The 17,383-nt window shown below is 75.6% G+C and carries 14 protein-coding genes; 13 read left to right on the top strand and 1 reads right to left on the bottom strand.

Annotated features, from left to right (window positions below):
* Nucleotides 1-16 precede the first annotated feature (16 nt).
* A complete protein-coding gene (locus GA0070614_RS26215; RefSeq protein WP_088978453.1) occupies nucleotides 17-757 on the bottom strand; it encodes a GNAT family N-acetyltransferase in 741 nt (246 codons plus the stop codon).
* Nucleotides 758-874: 117 nt separating this feature from the next.
* On the opposite strand from GA0070614_RS26215, the gene GA0070614_RS26220 reads away from it, so the two are divergent.
* From GA0070614_RS26220 to GA0070614_RS26285, 13 genes are all read left to right on the top strand, one after another.
* Nucleotides 875-1,087, top strand: a complete 213-nt coding sequence (locus GA0070614_RS26220) for a hypothetical protein (protein ID WP_088978454.1) — start codon at nucleotides 875-877, stop codon at nucleotides 1,085-1,087.
* A gap of 75 nt (nucleotides 1,088-1,162) precedes the next feature.
* Entirely contained in the window at nucleotides 1,163-2,665 is a 1,503-nt protein-coding gene (locus GA0070614_RS26225) for a replication-associated recombination protein A (RefSeq protein ID WP_088978455.1), read from the top strand.
* A gap of 2,531 nt (nucleotides 2,666-5,196) precedes the next feature.
* The gene (locus tag GA0070614_RS26235) at nucleotides 5,197-5,853 is read left to right on the top strand and encodes a hypothetical protein (protein WP_088979683.1); all 657 of its coding nucleotides are present in this window, start codon (nucleotides 5,197-5,199) and stop codon (nucleotides 5,851-5,853) included.
* 152 nt (nucleotides 5,854-6,005) lie between these two features.
* On the top strand, nucleotides 6,006-6,467 hold the full coding sequence (locus tag GA0070614_RS26240; protein WP_088979684.1) for a DUF948 domain-containing protein: 462 nt from the start codon (nucleotides 6,006-6,008) through the stop codon (nucleotides 6,465-6,467).
* A 25-nt stretch (nucleotides 6,468-6,492) separates the two neighbouring features.
* Entirely contained in the window at nucleotides 6,493-6,798 is a 306-nt protein-coding gene (locus GA0070614_RS26245) for a hypothetical protein (protein WP_088978457.1), read from the top strand.
* On the top strand, nucleotides 6,795-9,473 hold the full coding sequence (gene alaS, locus GA0070614_RS26250) for an alanine--tRNA ligase (protein ID WP_088978458.1): 2,679 nt from the start codon (nucleotides 6,795-6,797) through the stop codon (nucleotides 9,471-9,473). The genes GA0070614_RS26245 and alaS overlap by 4 nt, the downstream gene beginning before the upstream one ends.
* Before the next feature lie 72 nt (nucleotides 9,474-9,545).
* Nucleotides 9,546-10,007, top strand: a complete 462-nt coding sequence (gene ruvX / locus GA0070614_RS26255) for a Holliday junction resolvase RuvX (RefSeq protein ID WP_088978459.1) — start codon at nucleotides 9,546-9,548, stop codon at nucleotides 10,005-10,007.
* Nucleotides 10,004-11,200: an endolytic transglycosylase MltG gene (gene mltG / locus GA0070614_RS26260; RefSeq protein WP_088978460.1), complete on the top strand. Its 1,197-nt coding sequence runs from the start codon at nucleotides 10,004-10,006 to the stop codon at nucleotides 11,198-11,200. The genes ruvX and mltG overlap by 4 nt, the downstream gene beginning before the upstream one ends.
* Before the next feature lie 108 nt (nucleotides 11,201-11,308).
* A complete protein-coding gene (locus GA0070614_RS26265) occupies nucleotides 11,309-12,151 on the top strand; it encodes a shikimate dehydrogenase (protein WP_088978461.1) in 843 nt (280 codons plus the stop codon).
* 91 nt (nucleotides 12,152-12,242) lie between these two features.
* A complete protein-coding gene (locus GA0070614_RS26270) occupies nucleotides 12,243-13,757 on the top strand; it encodes a glycoside hydrolase family 16 protein (protein ID WP_157745094.1) in 1,515 nt (504 codons plus the stop codon).
* 72 nt (nucleotides 13,758-13,829) lie between these two features.
* Entirely contained in the window at nucleotides 13,830-15,074 is a 1,245-nt protein-coding gene (locus GA0070614_RS26275) for a hypothetical protein (protein ID WP_088978463.1), read from the top strand.
* Between the two features lie 330 nt (nucleotides 15,075-15,404).
* Nucleotides 15,405-16,232: a phosphatase PAP2 family protein gene (locus GA0070614_RS26280; RefSeq protein ID WP_088978464.1), complete on the top strand. Its 828-nt coding sequence runs from the start codon at nucleotides 15,405-15,407 to the stop codon at nucleotides 16,230-16,232.
* Between the two features lie 77 nt (nucleotides 16,233-16,309).
* The gene (locus GA0070614_RS26285) at nucleotides 16,310-17,251 is read left to right on the top strand and encodes a glycosyltransferase (protein WP_088978465.1); all 942 of its coding nucleotides are present in this window, start codon (nucleotides 16,310-16,312) and stop codon (nucleotides 17,249-17,251) included.
* Nucleotides 17,252-17,383 lie beyond the last annotated feature (132 nt).

Below are 17,383 nucleotides of genomic sequence, written 5' to 3' on the forward strand. Positions count from 1 at the left end.
GTTCCGGCGGCGCGGCTCAGGCCAGTCGCAGCGAGCTGCGGGCGAGCGTGCCGGTGAAGCCGAGCCGCCGGTAGAGCCGGATCGCCCCCACGTTGTCGGTGTAGACGCCGAGCGCCACCTGGTCGTAGCGGGCGCGCAGGGCACGGGTCATCCCGGCGGTCAGGGCCGCCCCGAGCCCTCGGCCACGCCGGTCCGGGGCCACCGTCAGCCCGGCGAGGAAGCCGACGTCGCCCCGGCTGCGGTCGGCGCCGCAGGCGACGATCCGGTCACCGTCGCGGATGCCGTACCAGTCGACGATCCCCGGGTCGCCGGGGCGGGACGTGGTGCTCGGGAACGCCTCGTCGATCAGCGTCGCCAGCGCCGGGTGGTCGGCGGCGGTGAGGCGTACCACCCGCTCCTCGTCGGCCTGCCGCGGCGGCGCGGTGTCGGTCCAGAGGAAGTCCCACGCGTCGAGGCGGGCGATCTCGAACCGCCCGGCCAGCGTCTCCGGGTCGGTCCGGGGCAGCTGCACCCACTGCCCGGGGCGCAGCGCGCCCTCGGCGACCAGCGCGGCGAACAGCTCCACCGCCGGGGCGCAGGCGCCGATGGCGCCGCCCACCGGGCCGGCGTCGGCGGGGAGCAGCCACGCCACCATGTCGTCGCGTCGCCAACCACGCGGTCGGTCGCCGGGGCGGATCACGTGCCGGGCGAACGGGTGGTGGCCGGTGGCGGCGAGGAGCGCGGCCCGGCCCACCAGCTCCTGATCGGCGATGATCATGGAAACAGCCTAGAACGCGTCCACCCGACCCGCCCGGTCCAGGGTGGAGATTGACGGCTCGTCCGATTGGGTACATCCCGGCCGACCTACTGGGAACCCCCACCGGAGGACACTGACATGTTCGCCATCCTCGCGGCCATCGTGTTCGGCTTCGCGCTCCTGATCGACCTGCTGAACACCAACTTCGGCGCACCCGACCTGTTCAACTGGAACACCCTCGTGCTGATCGGTCTGCTGCTGCTGTCGCTCTACCTCGCCGGGGTCGGCAGCGGCCCGCGCGGTGGTGGCGGCGGCCGCTGGTACCGGGGCCGGCGTCCCGGCCGTGGCTGACCGCTAGCGATCAGGGCGGGCGCGGTCAGCGGCGCGACTCGGGCGTTGCTGACCGCGCCCGGTACTGTCTTCGTGATGGAATCCGACGCCCTCTTCTCCCTCGGTGGACCCGCCGCGGCGCCCAGCGCCCCCGCGGGTCCGGGTGGCGTCGACGGCTTCGGCCCGGTCGGGCAGGATTCGCCCCTGCCCGTCCGGATGCGTCCGGCGAGCATCGACGAACTGGTCGGCCAGGACCACCTGCTCGCCCCCGGCGCGCCGCTGCGCCAGCTGGTCGGCGGCGGCGCGCCGATGTCGGTCATCCTCTGGGGCCCGCCGGGCAGCGGCAAGACCACCATCGCGCACCTGGTCGCCGGGGCCACCGATCGCCGGTTCGTCGCCATGTCGGCCCTCAACGCCGGCGTCAAGGACGTGCGGGCGGTCATCGACACGGCCCGCCGGCAGCGCCGCGCGGGAGGCCCGCAGACCGTGCTCTTCATCGACGAGGTGCACCGGTTCAGCAAGACCCAGCAGGACTCGCTGCTGGCCGCGGTGGAGGACCGGACGGTCACCCTGCTCGCGGCGACCACCGAGAACCCGTACTTCTCGGTCATCTCTCCGCTGCTGTCGCGGTGCGTGCTGCTCACCCTCCAACCGCTCGACGAGGCGGCCGTGCGCGGCCTGCTGCGCCGCGCGGTCACCGACGCGCGCGGCCTCGCCGGCGCGCTCACCCTGGAGACCGAGGCCGAGGACCATCTGGTACGCCTCGCCGGCGGCGACGTGCGCAAGGCGCTGACCGCGCTGGAGGCTGCGGCGGCCTCGGCGACGGCGCTGGGCACCGGCCGGATCGACCTGGCCACCGCCGAGCAGGCGGTCGACGTGGCCGCCGTGCGCTACGACCGCGACGGTGACGCCCACTACGACGTGACCAGCGCGTTCATCAAGAGCATGCGCGGCTCGGACGTGGACGCCGCGCTGCACTGGCTGGCCCGGATGCTGGTGGCCGGCGAGGACGCCCGGTTCATCGCCCGCCGGTTGGTGATCTTCGCCAGCGAGGATGTCGGCATGGCCGACCCGACCGCGCTGGGGGTGGCCACCGCCGCCGCCCACGCCGTCGAGTACGTCGGCCTGCCGGAGGCCCAGCTCAACCTGGCCCAGGCCGTGATCCACCTGGCCACCGCCCCGAAGTCGAACTCGGCCACCAGCGCGATCGGCGCGGCGATCGCCGACGTGCGGGCCGGCCGGGGCGGCCCGGTGCCGCGCGGGCTGCGCGACGCGCACTACGCCGGCGCGCGCGGCCTGGGGCACGGCACGGGGTACCGCTACCCGCACGACGACCAGCGCGGGGTGGTCACCCAGCAGTACGCTCCCGACGATCTCGTCGGGATCGACTACTACCGGCCCAGCGGGCACGGCGCGGAGCGGTCGGTGGCCGCCCGCCTGCCCCTGCTGCGCCGGATCGTCCGGGGGCTGCCCGCCCCGGCGTCGCGTCCCGAGGGACCGGCGCCGGTGGCGGTGAACGGCCGTCACCCGTCGGGCACGGGGCACGCCGGTGGGGCGGATGAGGGCGGCGTCGACGCCGTCGAGGAGGGTCAGCAGTGACATCGCGTGGTGGGGAGCGACCGCAGGACGGTCCCGACGAGCGGCGCGACCCTCGCGCCAAGGGGCGGCGCTGGGGACGGGGCCGGGCCGGGGAGGCTCCCGAGGAGCCGGTCGGCGAGGAGTTCGGCTGGATCGACGACCTGCGTACCGCCAAGCAGCAGCGCACCGAGCTGGGCCCGGACGGCGAGCCGCCCCGCCCGGTCCCGCCGCCGCCCGCCGGCCGTGGCCCGACGCCGCCCGCCGGACCACGCCCCGCGCCGGCCGGTCCACGTCCCGAGGCCGCGCCGCCCGTGCTGCGTCCGGGGCAGGCCGCGCCACGGCCCGAGGTCGCGCCGCCGGGTGGGCGTCCCGGTCAGGCCGCGCCGCGTCCGGACGTCGCGCCGCCGGGTGGGCGTCCCGGTCAGGCGGGGCCGCGTCCGGCGGCCGCGCCGCCCGTGCGTCCGGCCCAGGCCGGTCCGGGGCCACAGGCCGCGCCGCCGGGGGTTCGCCCCGGTCAGCCGGCTGCCCGACCCGACGTTGCGCCGCCCGCCGCGCGCCCGGGTCAGGCGAATCCGCGTGCCGAGGCACCCGGCGCGCCGCGCCCCGGCGCGGCCCGCCCGGACGGCCCGCCCGTGCGGCCCGGCGTCGCCGGTGGCCCCGGCCCCGAAGCGCCTCGTCGACCCCGGCCCGACGTGCCCGGCCGGCCCGCCGGCCCGCAGGCGTCCCCACCCGTGCGCGAGGGTTGGCCGGCCGCCCCGGAGCAGCGCCCCCGGCCCGGCGAGGGCCCGTGGCCGGGCACCGCCGCCGCCGTGCGTCCCGGTCACCGTGGCCCCGACCGTCCGCAGGGCGGCCCCCGCCCCGACGGGCCGGCCGCTCCCGTCTCCGGCGGGGCACCCGTCCCGCCGCCCGGTCCCGCCGCCCCCGGCGTCCGGCCCGGTTGGGACGGCCCCTCGCAGAGCCAGCCCGGCCGACCGGGACGCCGTCCCGCGCCCGCCCGGGAGAGCGGCCCCCGCCCCGCCGAGGGCGCCGAGCCCGCCCGGCGCGGTGGCCCCGCCCCCGCCGAGCCGGCGTACCCGAACCCGGTCAGCGGTGCGCCCCGACCGGTCAGTGGGGTCCCGCGCCCCGGCCCCGCCGTACCTCCGGTCGGTGGTCCCCGTCCCGACCAGGCCGCCCCCGAGCCGCGTACCGGATCCGGCCGGCGCGGCGCGGCCGTCCCCGCGTCCGGCGACACCACCGGCCGGCACACCGGCGGCCCGGCCGCCCCGGGCCGTTCCGCCGGCCGTCGCCGCGCCGCCGAACCGGAGCAGCCCGCGGTGCCGGTGAGCGGCAACGCCCCGCCGGTGCCGCCGGCCGGACCCGGCGTCGCCCGTCCCGGCCCCGCCGGTCACGACCCGGAGGCGCGGCACGGTCTGCGCGCCGACGGTGACCAGCCCGGCGCTCCCCGCCGGGCGACCCCGCCCGCAGGCAAGGCCCGCGCCGACCGCCCCGACCGGCCGGCCGACTGGCTGCGTCAGGCCGGCCGCACCTCGCACACCGACCCCGCGCTCCCGGTCGTCGACCGGTCCGCGCCCAGTGGGCCCGTCGTCCCGTCCGGCCCGGACGCGACCGGCCGGCGCGCCGGCCCCGCCGGCCGGGCCCGCCCCGCCGGCCCGCCGCCCACTCCGGGGAGGGAGGGTCCGGCCCGAGCGGCCGCCCGCCCGGTCCCCGCTCCGGACGCCGACCGCGCCCCGCGCCCCGACGGCGGCGCCCCCCGCCCCGACGGACCCCGGCCGCCGCACGGCGCCCGGCCCGACGGACCCGACGCCGGCCCCCGCCCGCAGAGCCCGGCTCCGACCGGCCAGGTCCCCGGCGGTCGTGCGGGTGTCGCCGTCCCGCCGCAGGGCGCGCGTCCCGGTGGCCCCGCCCCGGCCGGCCGGCCGGGCGGGCCGGGCCGCCGCCCCGCCGCCGAGCCCACACCCGAGCAGGGCCCGGGCCGCCGCCCCGGCGGCCCGGCGCAGGGTCCGGCCGCGCGACCCGGCGGTCCCGTCCCGGGCGGGCGTCCCGGCGAGCCCGATCCGACGGGTGCCCCAGGCCCCGGCGGCCCCGCGGCGCGACCCGGCGGTCCGGTCCCGGGCAGGCGTCCGGGCGAGGCCGACCCGACCGCTGCCCCACGCCCCGGCGTCCCGGCCCGGGGCGCGGCCCGCCCGGACGGGCCCGCCACCGGGGCGGCCCGTCCGCCCGCGCCGGGCGAGGACCCGCGTCGGGACGGCCCGCCGCCGGCCGTAGCGCGTCCCGGTGGTCCCGGACAGCCGGTCGCCGCCCGGGCCGCCGCGCCGGTCGCCCGCCCCGACGAGCACCCCGGCCGGGCCACGCCGCCGCAGCGGCAGCCGGCCCGACCCGACGCCACCGGCGCCGCGCCGGTCCCACCGCCGTCCCGGCCCGAGCAACCGGTCGTCGCCGCGCGGGCGGCGGCCTCGGTGCCGCCGGCCGGAGCCGCACCGGTGGAGCCGGTGAGCGGCCCGCCGCTGCGCCGGGCCGCCGACGAGGAGCCCTCCGGCGACACCGTCGGCGGGCTGCGCGGCGCGCGCTCCGAACTGCGCCGCCAGGTGCGCGAGCGGCGCCGTCTGCGGCTGGGCATCCTGATCCTGGTCAGCGTGGTGCTGCTCGGCGCGATCCCGCTCTACTTCGGCGTCCGTACGCTCAGCCGCGACCCGGTCTTCGACACCCTCGACACGCTGGACGTGCCGAGCTGGGCGGCGTCGGAGACGGTCGACAACGTCAGCGGCAGCCGGTGGTGCCTGCGGGACTGCCGACTGCGGGAACGCACCGTCGAGTCGGAGCGACCGCCGGACGAGACCGCCCGGGTGTACGAGACCGCCCTGCGCGAGGACGGCTGGGAGCCCTGGAAGGTCAGCCTCTGCCCGGAGCAGCCGGCCAAGGGCAGCTACACCTGCTGGCGGCGCGACGAACTCACCCTCGACCTGTGGGTACGGGAGCCGACCTGCCTGCCGCCGCCGGTGAGCGGGGAGCCGGCGGTCCCGCCGTCCCCGGCGGCGACCCCCGCGGCGGGGGAGTGCGCAGGATCGTTGGTGTCGGTGAAGGTGCGCAACGCCATCGACGACGAGCGGACCCGGCCGCAGCCGAGCACGGATCCGTCGCTGACCGGCGAGGACCCGTTCCCGACCGTCTCCGACGATCCGCTCGGCGAACTGACACCCTCACCGTCCTGAGCCGGTTTCCATCACGGACGGTAGGGTCTGGGGCTGGCGGGCCCGTCCGCGCCCGTTGACCGTGCGTGGGTCGGCAGGTGCCGGTGTGGGCAGGTGGGTCGCGCGTTCCGGGGCAGAGGGCCCCGGGACGCCTGCGTGAGGAGGACATGCGCGTGGATGGTGGACAGATCGCTGCGCTGATCGCGGCCGGCGCGTTCCTGATGCTGGTGCTCGTGCTGGCCGTGCCGATCCTGCGGCTGCGGCACACCGTGGATGCCACGACCCGGATGATCAACGACGTCAACGAGCGGACCACGCCGCTGCTGGGCGACGTCAACACCACCGTGAAGAACGTCAACACCGCGCTGGAGCAGGTGCAGACCTCGCTCGACGGGGTGAACCTCCAGCTCGCCAAGGTCGACACCATGACCACCCACGCGCAGAACGTCACCGCCAACGTGGCGAACCTGGCCACCGTCGTCTCCGCCGCCGCGGCCAACCCGCTGGTCAAGGTCGCCGCCTTCGGGTACGGCGTGCGTCGGGCCGCCTCGGCCCGCCGGCACGCCGAGACCGAACGCGAGGTGCGCGACACCATCAAGCAGCAGCGTCGCGCCGCCAAGCGCGGCAACCGCTGATCCGACCGCGCGGGAGGATGAGAGCATGAGACGACTGTTCTGGCTGGGCATCGGGCTGGCCGTCGGCGTGGTGGTGGTTCGCAAGGCGACCCGCACCGCGCAGGCGTACACCCCGGCCGGCATCGCGGGTGGGCTGTCCCAGTCGGCCGGCAGCCTGGTCGAGTCGCTGCGGGGCTTCGTGGAGGACGTCCGGATCGGGATGGCCGAGCGTGAGCAGGAGATCCACGAGGCGTTCGCCCGCGGCGAGGCGTTCGACGACCAGTTCGCCGAGCTGCGGGAGGACCCGCGCATCGGCGACCGAGAGATCTTTCCGGAGGAACACCAGCGATGAAGACGGCGGAGATCAAGCGGCGGTACCTCGCCCACTTCGAGGCGAACGGCCACGCCGTGGTGCCGTCCGCTCCGCTGCCCGCCATCAGCGACCCGAACCTGCTGTTCGTCAACGCCGGCATGGTGCAGTTCGTCCCCTACTTCCTGGGCCAGCAGACCCCGCCGTACACCCGCGCGGTCAGCGTCCAGAAGTGCATCCGCACGCCGGACATCGACGAGGTCGGCAAGACCAGTCGGCACGGCACGTTCTTCCAGATGAACGGCAACTTCTCCTTCGGTGACTACTTCAAGGAAGGGGCGATCCCGCTCGCCTGGGACCTGGTCACCAAGCCGGTGGAGTCCGGCGGTTTCGGGCTGGACCCGGAGCGGGTCTGGCCGACGGTCTACCTGGACGACGACGAGGCGTTCGAGATCTGGCGCTCGGTCGGCGTGCCGTCCGAGCGGATCGTCCGTCGGGGCAAGGCGGACAACTTCTGGTCGATGGGCATCCCCGGCCCGTGCGGCCCGTGCTCCGAGCTGTTCTACGACCGTGGCCCCGAGTACGGCCGCGAGGGCGGCCCGGCGGTCGACGAGGACCGCTACATGGAGTTCTGGAACCTCGTCTTCATGCAGTACGAGCGGGGCCCGGGCACCGGCAAGGAGAACTTCCCGATCCTGGGCGACCTGCCGGCCAAGAACATCGACACCGGCATGGGCCTGGAGCGGATGGCCTCCATCCTCCAGGGCGTCGACAACCTCTACGAGATCGACGAGGTCCGGCCGATCCTGGACCGGGCGGCGGAGCTGACCGGCAAGCGGTACGGCGCCCAGTCCGGCCACGTGGCCAGTGAGTCGCACCCCGACGACGTGCGGCTGCGGGTGGTCGCCGACCACGTCCGGACCGCGCTGATGCTGATCGGCGACGGGGTGACCCCGAGCAACGAGGGGCGCGGCTACGTGCTGCGCCGGATCATGCGTCGGGCCATCCGGGCGGTGCGCCTGCTGGGCTGGCAGGACCGGGCGCTGCCCGAGCTGCTGCCGGTGGCCCGTGACTGCATGGCCCCGTCGTACCCGGAGCTGGCCGAGGAGTTCGACCGGATCTCGCAGTACGCGTACGCCGAGGAGGACGCCTTCCTGACGACGCTGCGCGCCGGGACGACGATCCTGGACACCGCGATCGCCGAGACCAAGTCGGCCGGGAAGCCGGCGCTCTCCGGCGACAAGGCGTTCCAGCTGCACGACACCTACGGCTTCCCGATCGACCTGACCCTGGAGATCGCGGCCGAGCAGGGGCTCCAGGTCGACGCCGAGGGCTTCCGCCGGCTGATGGCCGATCAGCGCAACCGGGCCAAGGCCGACGCGCAGGCCCGCAAGACCGGGCACACCGACGTGTCGGCGTACCGGTCGGTGCTGGACGACGGCGGCGCGGTCGAGTTCACCGGCTACACCGAGCTGAACCGGGAGTCCCGGGTCCGCGCGCTGCTCGCCGGGGGCGCGGCGGTCGGCGCGGCGGTCGAGGGTGACACCGTCGAGCTGGTCCTGGACACCACCCCGTTCTACGCCGAGGGCGGTGGCCAGCAGCCCGACCAGGGGCTCATCACCGTCGGCGGCGGCCAGGTCGAGGTCTTCGACGTGCAGCAGCCGCTGCCGGGCCTGATCGTGCACCGGGCCAAGGTCGTCCGGGGCGAGGTGCGCGCCGGGGAGACCGGCTACGCCGAGATCGACGTGACCCGGCGTCGGGCGATCTCCCGCTCGCACACCGCCACCCACCTGGTGCACCAGACGATGCGCAACTTCCTGGGCGAGTCGGCGACCCAGGCGGGTTCGCTGAACGCGCCGGGCCGGCTGCGCTTCGACTTCAACACCCCGACCGGGGTGGCGCCGAGCGTGCTGCACGACGTGGAGCAGCAGGTCAACGAGGTGCTCCTGGCGGACCTGGAGGTGCACGCCTTCATCACCACCCAGGATGAGGCCCGCCGGATCGGCGCGATGGCGCTGTTCGGGGAGAAGTACGGCGAGCGGGTCCGGGTCGTCGAGGTCGGCGACTACGCCCGGGAGCTGTGTGGCGGCACCCACGTGGCCCGCTCGGCCCAGCTCGGCCTGGTCAAGATCCTCTCCGAGGCGTCGGTGGGTTCGGGCGTACGGCGCATCGAGGCCCTGGTCGGCATGGACGCGTTCGGCTTCCTGGCCCGGGAGCACCTGCTGGTGTCCCGGCTGGCGGAGCTGTTCCGGGTGCCGGGCGACCAGGTCGCCGACCGGGTCGAGCAGACCGTGACCCAGCTGCGCGACGCCGAGAAGGAGCTGGAGAAGCTGCGCGCCCAGCTCGTGCTGGGTGGGGCGGCGGCGCTGGCCGGGCAGGCGAAGGACGTCCGGGGTGTGGCGTACGTCGGCGCCGAGGCACCGGAGGGGGCGGCCGGCAACGACGTGCGGACCCTGGCCCAGGAGATCCGCGGCAAGATCGACCCATCGCGGCCGGCGGTCGTCGCGGTGGCGGCCCGGGCGAACGGCAAGGCGTCCCTGGTGGTGGCGGTCAACGCGGCGGCCCGTAGCCGGGGTCTGGCCGCGAACGACCTGGTGAAGGCGGCCTTCTCCGGTCGCGGCGGCGGCAGCCCGGACCTGGCCCAGGGCGGCGGCCTGCCGGCCGCCGAGGCGCCCAAGCTGCTGGCCACCGTCGAGCAGGCCATCGCCGACGCGTGATGTCGCGATTCGTGAGCCAGGGCGGACCGGGTCGGTCCGCCCTGGCTCGTTCTCTCCGAGGAGTGACCCACCGTGGGTGAGATGTCCCGAGGTGTCCGGCTGGGCGTGGACGTCGGGCAGGTCCGGGTCGGGGTCTCCCGCTCCGACCCGCACGGCATCCTGGCCACCCCGCTGGTCACCCTCAGTCGTGACCTGACCGCGGAGCCGGACGCGGTGCCCAGCGACATGACGGAACTGGCACATCTCGTCACGGAGCACGATGCCGTCGAGGTCGTCGTCGGCCTTCCGGTCAATCTCGCGGGTAAGCTCGGCCCGGCGGCGCAGCACGTGACGGCGTACGCGACCCGTTTGGCCGATGTAATAGCACCGGTTCCGGTGGCGCTCACCGACGAGAGGATGTCGACCGTCGTGGCGTCTCGTAGGCTGGCGGAGCGGGGCGTCCGGGGAAAGCGCCAACGCGCGGTGGTCGACCAGGCCGCCGCGGTCGAGATCCTGCAGAGCTGGCTAGACGCGCAGCGGAGGCGGACGGAATGATCGACGATCTGGACCTCGGGTTCGACGAGCCGGAGAGGGGGGAGAAGGGCCGGCACCGACGCGGCTTCCGCAAGCGCGACGGCAAGTCCGGCGGGCGGGGCAAGACCATCTTCGCCCTGCTGATGGCGCTGGTGCTGCTGGGCGGCATCGGCGGTGGCGCCTTCTACGGTTTCGACCGGATCCAGAACTTCCTCGTCACCCCCGACTACGACGGCGCCGGGACCGGTGAGGCGCTGGTCGAGGTGAAGCAGGGCGCCCTGATCGCCGACATCGGCGACGCGCTGGTCGCCGCCGATGTGGTGAAGAGCACCAAGGCCTTCATCGAGGCGGCCGAGGAGAACGCGCTCAGCAAGAACATCCAGCCGGGCCTCTACAAGGTGCGCAAGCAGATGAGCGCGGAGAACGCGCTGACCATGCTGCTCGACCGGAAGAACAAGGTCACCAACCAGGTGACGATCCCGGAGGGGCGCACCGCCAAGAACACCTACAAGCTGCTCTCCGAGAAGACCAAGATCCCGGTCAAGGAGTTCGAGGCTGCGGCGAAGGACCCGGAGGCGCTCGGCGTCCCGGACTGGTGGTTCGTCCGCAAGGACGGCAAGAAGGTCACCAAGTCGATCGAGGGGTTCCTCTACCCGGACACCTACGAGATCGCGCCGAACGCGACCGCCGAGTCGATCCTCAAGGACATGGTCGGCACCTTCCTCACCGTCACCGGTGAGATGAAGTTCGCCGAGACGGTCGAGGGCGGCCTGGGCGGGGTCTCCCCGTACGAGGCGCTGATCGTGGCGTCGCTGTCCCAGGCGGAGGCCGGCAACAAGGACGACCTCGGCAAGGTCGCCCGGGTGGCCTACAACCGGGTGTACAAGGGCAACTTCCCCTGCGGGTGCCTGGAGATGGACGTCACGGTCAACTACTACTACGAGTTGATCGGCAAGAAGACGCTCAGCTCCAAGGAGATGGGGCCGGCGGAGATGGACAACCCGAAGAACCCGTACAACCGCAAGCTGCGCGGCATGCTCCCCACCCCGATCAACAACCCGGGCAAGGAGGCGCTGGCGGGGGCGGCGAACCCGCCCAAGGGCGGCTGGCTCTTCTTCGTCGCCATCGACAAGGAGGGGCACTCCGCGTTCGCCGAGACGTACGAGGAGCAGAAGCGCAACGAGGCCAAGGCCCGCGAGGCCGGCATCATCTGACCTGACACTCCGGCTCCGGTGGTGGCGCTCGCCACCACCGGAGTTGCCGTGTCGTCGGCCGGGAGCCGCCCCGGTTGCTAGGGTTCCGCTGCGCGGAAGGGGAGCGACGTGACGGGACGCAGGGCGGCGGTGGTCGGTAGACCCATCGCGCACTCGCTCTCCCCGGTGATCCACGAGGCCGGCTACGCCGCCGCCGGGCTCGCCGGGTGGTCGTACACCCGGATCGAGTGCGGGGCCGCGGAGCTGCCGGCCCTGGTCGCCGGCCTGGGCCCGGAGTGGGCGGGGCTGTCGGTGACCATGCCCGGCAAGGAGGCGGCGCTCGCGCTGGCCGACGACGTGTCGCCGGTCGCGGCCGCCGCCGGCGCCGCCAACACGCTGGTACGCCGTACCGACGGCACCTGGTACGCCGACAACACCGACGTCACCGGCATGGTCGAGGTGCTCACCGCGGCCGGGGTGTCGACCGGCGCCACGGTCACCGTGCTCGGCGCCGGCGGCACCGCCCGGGCGGCGCTGGTGGCGGCGGCCCGGCTCACCGCGTCCGGGGTGATCGTGGTGGCCCGGCGGGAGTCCGCGATCGCCGAGCTGCGGCCGGTCGCCGAGGCGCTCGGGATCCCGCTCACCGGCGCGGGCTGGCCGGACGCCGCCGGGTACGCCGCCGGCGCCGACGTCGTCGTCGCCACCGTGCCGAAGGGGGTCGCCGACCCGCTCGCCGCCGAGGTGCGCTGGCGGCCCTCGACGGTGCTCTTCGACGCCCTCTACGACCCGTGGCCCACCCCGCTGGCCGCCTCGGCGTCGGCGGCCGGCTGCCGGGTGGTCTCCGGGCTGGACCTGCTGCTGGCCCAGGCAGTCGGGCAGTTCGAGCACTTCACCGGGGTGCCGGCGCCCCGCGCGGCGATGGCCCACGCGCTCGCCGGGCACCGCCGTCCGGCTTCATTAGGGCGAGGTTAATTCCGGCCGACACCCGAATGGACGACGGACGACGGTGGGCGCCCGTCGTTACGCTGCTGCGGGTAATCGTCTCCGACACGGGGAGTGTCCTGTGAGTAGGCACGGACTGCACCGGGCGGCGTCCCGCCTCGGTGGTCGCCGCAAGGCCGTCGTGCTCAGCGTCCTCAGCGCCGGTGTGGTGGCCGGTGTGGTGGCCACCATGATGCCGCTGGTGGCGGCCGAGGTGCCCCCGGTCGTGGTCGCCGCGACCGCCGACACCACCGCCACCCAGGTGCCGCAGGACGGCGACAACGGGGTGAAGACGACGCTGGCCAGCTGCCCCCGCCTCTGCGACGGCAACCGCCACGGCCGCCGGGACGCCCTGGTCGAGTTCGCGGTCCAGGGCCTGCCCGCCGACGCGACACGCATCCGCGCCACCCTGCGGGTCTACGCCTGGCAGCCGTTCACCTCCCGGGTCCACGCGCACCGGGCGTGGGGCAGCGCCAGCGGCCCGGGCGCCTGGGAGCGGCGGCCGGCGCTCGGCCCGGCCCTGGCCGCGGTGGACCGGGTCGGCGCGGGCTTCAACGAGTGGGACGTCTCCGCCTCCGTCACCGGCAACGGCCGGATCGCCTTCGCGCTGGCCCAGGAGACCTGGAACACCCGGATCTACTGGGCCTCCCGGGAGAACACCCGCTCGGCGCTGCGCCCGCACCTGGTGCTGCGCTACGAGCGGGGCGGGCACGTCGCGCCGACCCGGACCACCGCCGCCCCCGAGCCCAGCGTGCCGAGCACCGTCGCGCCCCGGCCCTCGCCGAGCCGTACCGTGACGCCCGCGCCGTCGCCGAGCCGGACGACCGCGCCGCCCACCACGAGCCCGCCCGCCCCGTCGCCGACCGTCCGCCCCGGCACCCAGGTGCCCGGCTGGCGGCTGGTCTGGTCCGACGAGTTCGACGGCCCGACGCTCGACCGCTCGAAGTGGAACCTGCGCGACGGCGAGGGGCGGGACATCGACCGGGGCTGCAACGTCGACGACCCGGACAACACGTTCGTCTCCGGCGGGGTGCTCACCCTGCGCGCGCAGCGGGAGAGCGCGGTGTGCAGCTCGCAGACCCGGCAGTACACGCAGAGCTACCTGGACACCATCGGTCGGACGTCGTTCCGGTACGGCCGCTTCGAGGTGCGCGCGCAGTCGCCCAACGGGCCGGACGGCTCGCGGGGCCTGTGGCCGGCGTTCTGGCTGCGTCCCGAGGACGGCGGCCGGGGGGAGATCGACGTCGTCGAGCTGCCCGGCGGCCGGGACTGGTACCGGGCCGCGACGCTGGGCATCTTCTACGACTACACCCCGGTCAAGCAGGACACCCGCTACGCCTTCCCGACCGGGCACCCGGGCGACGGCTTCCACACGTACACCACCGAGTGGGAGCCGGACGCGATCCGCTGGTACGTCGACGGCCGGCTGGTCTGGCAGCGCGACCGCGCCACCACGCCCTGGTTCGACGAGGTGTTCCACAAGCCGTACAACCTGCGGTTGAACTTCCAGGTCGGCGGCTGGCTCGGCGACCCGGACGCGACGACCCGCTTCCCGGCCGACTTCCGGGTCGACCACGTACGGGTCTGGCAGCGCTGACCCCAGGGCCGGCAGGTTGCCCGCGCGCCCTATCGTGTCCGCCAGCGTGGTCCAGGGGCGGACGGAGACGGCATGACGGTGCACCGGGCGGACGATCCGCGTGGTCGTGAGGACGGCCTGGGCTGGGTGAGCCGGGCCATCTTCGGTGACCCGAGGCTGTGGCTGGGCCTGTCCACCGGCCCGTCCCCGCTGCCGTCCGGGCACCGGGTCGCCGCCCGGTACGCGGTGGTGCCGTCGGTCGAGCGGGCGAAGTTCCTGCTGCCGCTGGCCTCCCGCCGGGTCGGGGCGGCCTCGACCCTGGCGTACAACGCGCTGCGGCCGCCCCGGGTGCGGGCCAACCGGCTCGCGGTGGGGGCGCTGGCCGGTCTCGGGGCCACCGGCCTGGCCCGGATGCCGGTGCTCACCGTCGCCGTGCCGGACGGCGTCGACCCGGCGGAGCTGCTGCTCGCCGAGCACCTGGGCCGGTCGGCCGGGCGTCGGCTGCACGCCGCGATCGGCGTCCGGCCGCCGGACCCGCACCACAAGCCGACGTTGCAGCTCTTCGACGACCGGGGCGCGCCCCGCGGGTACGCGAAGATCGGGTGGAACGACGCGACCCGGGCGATGGTGGCGGCGGAGGCCGCGGCGCTGCGTGAGCTGCCCCGCGACGGCGGTGACTTCCCCGACGTGCCGCGCCTGGAGCGTGAGCTGCGCTGGGTGGACCTGGCGGTGACCCTGGTCGCGCCGATGCCGCCCCGGGTCCGGCGGCTGCCGAGGCCCGAGCGGCCCCGGGTGGCCGCGATGCTGGCCGTGGCGCGCCGGGGCGGCCCACCCGCCGCGCCCCGACCGCTGGCCGGCTCGCCCTTCCTGGCCGACCTGGCCGCCCGCGCGCAGCGCGCCGGTGGCCCGGTCCGTGACGCGGTGGCGGCGCTGGCCCGCCGCGACGGCGCGGTCGCGTTGGAGTTCGGCCACTGGCACGGTGACTGGGTGCCGTGGAACCTGGGTGTCCACCGTGGCCGGCTGACCGTCTGGGACTGGGAGAACAGCGGAGCCCACCGCCCGGTCGGGTTCGACCTCGCCCACCAGGGGTTCCAGAGCGCGCTGTCGCTGCGGGACCGGCCGGTGCCGGCGGCGACGGCCGAGATGGTCGAGGTGCTCGGGCGGCACGGCGGGGCGTTCGGCCTCGACGCGACCCGGCGCCGGCTGGTCGCCGACGCCTACCTCGTCGAGCTGTGGCTGCGGACGGCGGAGCTGGCGGCCGGCGGGGGCGGGTGGAGTCGCCGGCTGCATCCCGCGCTGCTGGACGTGCTGGCCGAGCGGCTGCCACCGTCGTCGTGAGCACGCTGCGTCCCGGCGAGCGGGACGCGCTGTCCGGTCGGCGACGGGCAAAACGGGGAAAGGCCGCAGGGGTGACATCGTCGCTACCGTTCGGCCGGCAGGGTCCACTAGGGTGGCACCACTCGATCACCGTCCGCCGGGGGGCGGGGTGTGGTCGGTCCTGTCCGGACGGCGTGGGGGCGTCACCGGGCGCAGGGGCGTGGGGAGGTCCGGCCGGTGGCCGGCAGGGCAGGGAGACCCGATGACAGTGGCACACAGCGCCGGGCGAGGGGCCGCCCGGCGGACGGACGTCGGCGCGTGCGCCGGCAAGCCCGGCGGCGGTGACCGCCGGTGATCCTCATCTACGCGCTCGGGGCGCTGTCGGTGCTGCTGCCCGTGCTGCTGGTGCCGGCGCTCGCCCGACGGGTGCCCGGCGTCCGCGCCGGCCGGACGGCGCAGCGCCTCCGGGTCGCCGTCGCCGGGCTCACCGCCGCGTTCGGCCGGGTCGGCGCGGCGCTGGTCGTGCTGCTCGCCGGCTGTGCCGCGGTGGTGGCGATCTGCTGGCCCCTCGGCGAGGCGCTGGCCAGCCTCGAACCCCAGGTCGACCATCCGGTCTTCGACTACGTGCACGCCCGCCGGGTCGACGCCTGGGCGGACGTCAACTCCTTCTACACCGCTCTCGGCGACCGGTACCCGCTCAAGTGGGTCACCGGGGTCGCCGCGGTGGTCTTCGCCGTGCTGTGGCGTCACCGGCGCTGGTGGATCCCGCTGGTCGTGCTGCCCCTGCAGTTCGGGGTGGAGCAGTACGTCCAGGCGATCCTGGCCACCATGGTCGACCGGGGGCACCCGCCGACCGACCTGGGCACCTACCCCTCCGGCGGGTGCGCCCGGATCATGATGACCTTCGGCACCATCGCCGTGCTCGCCATGCTGACCTGGCGGGTGCCGCGCGGCGGCCGGGTGGCCCTGATGACCGGGGTGGTGACCCTGGTCAGCATGGAGGGCTACACCCGCATCTACGCCGAGAAGCACTGGTTCACCGACGTGATCGGCGGCTGGATCTTCGCCGTCCTGCTGTTCGGGGTGACGGCACTGGCGTTGCTCGTCGCCGAGGGCCGGATCCGGCCGCCGGTCGAGCGGGACACCCCGGCCCCGCACCGCGTCACCACCGGCACCTGAACACCCCGGGCCCGGCGTCGCCACCCCTTTCCCGCGGCGCCCGGCCCACCACCCCTCGACACGGAAGCTGGCACGACGTGACCACCCTTCTCGTCGCCTCCACCGGTGGACACCTCGCGGAGCTGCACGACCTCGCTCCGCGGCTCGGTGTGCAGGACGACTGCGTCTGGGCGACGTTCGACTCGCCGCAGAGCCGGTCGCTGCTCGACGGCCAGGAGGTCATCCACGTCCCGCCGGCCACCACCCGGGACGCCGCCGGCGCGCTGCGCGACTTCCTGGCCGCCCGCCGGGTGCTGCGCGGCGGTCGGTTCCGCCAGGTCGTCAGCACCGGCGCCAGCGTCGCGCTCTCCTTCTTCCTGCCGGCCGCCCGGCACGGCCTGGCCTGCCACTACATCGAGAGCGCCACCCGCACCGAGGGGCCCTCGCTGACCGGACGGCTGGTCGCCCGGGTGCCCCGCACCCGGCTCTACACCCAGTACCCGGGCTGGGCCGGTGGACGGTGGCGCTACGGTGGCTCCATCTTCGACGGACACCTCGCCACCCTCCGCCCCGAGCCGCGGCCGGTGTCGCGGATCGTGGTGGCGCTCGGCACCCACGAGCGGTTCGGCTTCCCTCGGCTGCTGGCCCGCCTGGCGCAGGTGCTGCCCCCGGAGGCGGAGGTCCTCTGGCAGGTCGGGTCGACCGTGATCCCCCGGATGCCGGCCGGCGCCCGCCGTCAGGTGCCGCACGCGCAGATGCAGCAGGCCCTGCGGGAGGCGGACGTGGTCGTCACCCACGCCGGGGTGGGCTCGGCGCTGGCCGCGATGCGCGCCGGGCACCGCGCGATCTACGTGCCCCGGCGTCGGGCGCACGGCGAACACGTCGACGACCACCAGGTCGAGATGGCCCGGGAGCTGGACCGGCGCGGACTGGTGCTGGCCCGCGAGGCCGACGCCGTCACCGCCGAGGACCTGGCGGAGGCGGCACGGTGGACGGTCGGCACGGCCGGCGCCCTCACCCCGTTCCGGTGGGCGGCGTGAGCCCCCGGCCCGGCCGTCCCGTCCACCGGTCGAGCCGGTGGGTTCGTCCGGCGCGGGTGCTCGGGCAGCGACCCGTACGGACAGACCGGACCGAGCCGCCGCCCGAGCGGCCCGGTCGGTTGATGGTGCGAA

Source organism: Micromonospora coxensis (assembly GCF_900090295.1).
GTDB classification, from domain to species: Bacteria; Actinomycetota; Actinomycetes; order Mycobacteriales; family Micromonosporaceae; genus Micromonospora; species Micromonospora coxensis.

Bases quoted from the DNA above. Each gene is read 5' to 3' on its own strand.
- GA0070614_RS26215 (WP_088978453.1), bottom strand. From the start codon at position 757: ATGATCATCGCCGATCAGGAGCTGGTGGGCCGGGCCGCGCTCCTCGCC.
- GA0070614_RS26220 (WP_088978454.1), top strand. From the start codon at position 875: ATGTTCGCCATCCTCGCGGCCATCGTGTTCGGCTTCGCGCTCCTGATC.
- GA0070614_RS26225 (WP_088978455.1), top strand. From the start codon at position 1,163: ATGGAATCCGACGCCCTCTTCTCCCTCGGTGGACCCGCCGCGGCGCCC.
- GA0070614_RS26245 (WP_088978457.1), top strand. From the start codon at position 6,493: ATGAGACGACTGTTCTGGCTGGGCATCGGGCTGGCCGTCGGCGTGGTG.
- alaS (WP_088978458.1), top strand. From the start codon at position 6,795: ATGAAGACGGCGGAGATCAAGCGGCGGTACCTCGCCCACTTCGAGGCG.
- mltG (WP_088978460.1), top strand. From the start codon at position 10,004: ATGATCGACGATCTGGACCTCGGGTTCGACGAGCCGGAGAGGGGGGAG.
- GA0070614_RS26275 (WP_088978463.1), top strand. From the start codon at position 13,830: ATGACGGTGCACCGGGCGGACGATCCGCGTGGTCGTGAGGACGGCCTG.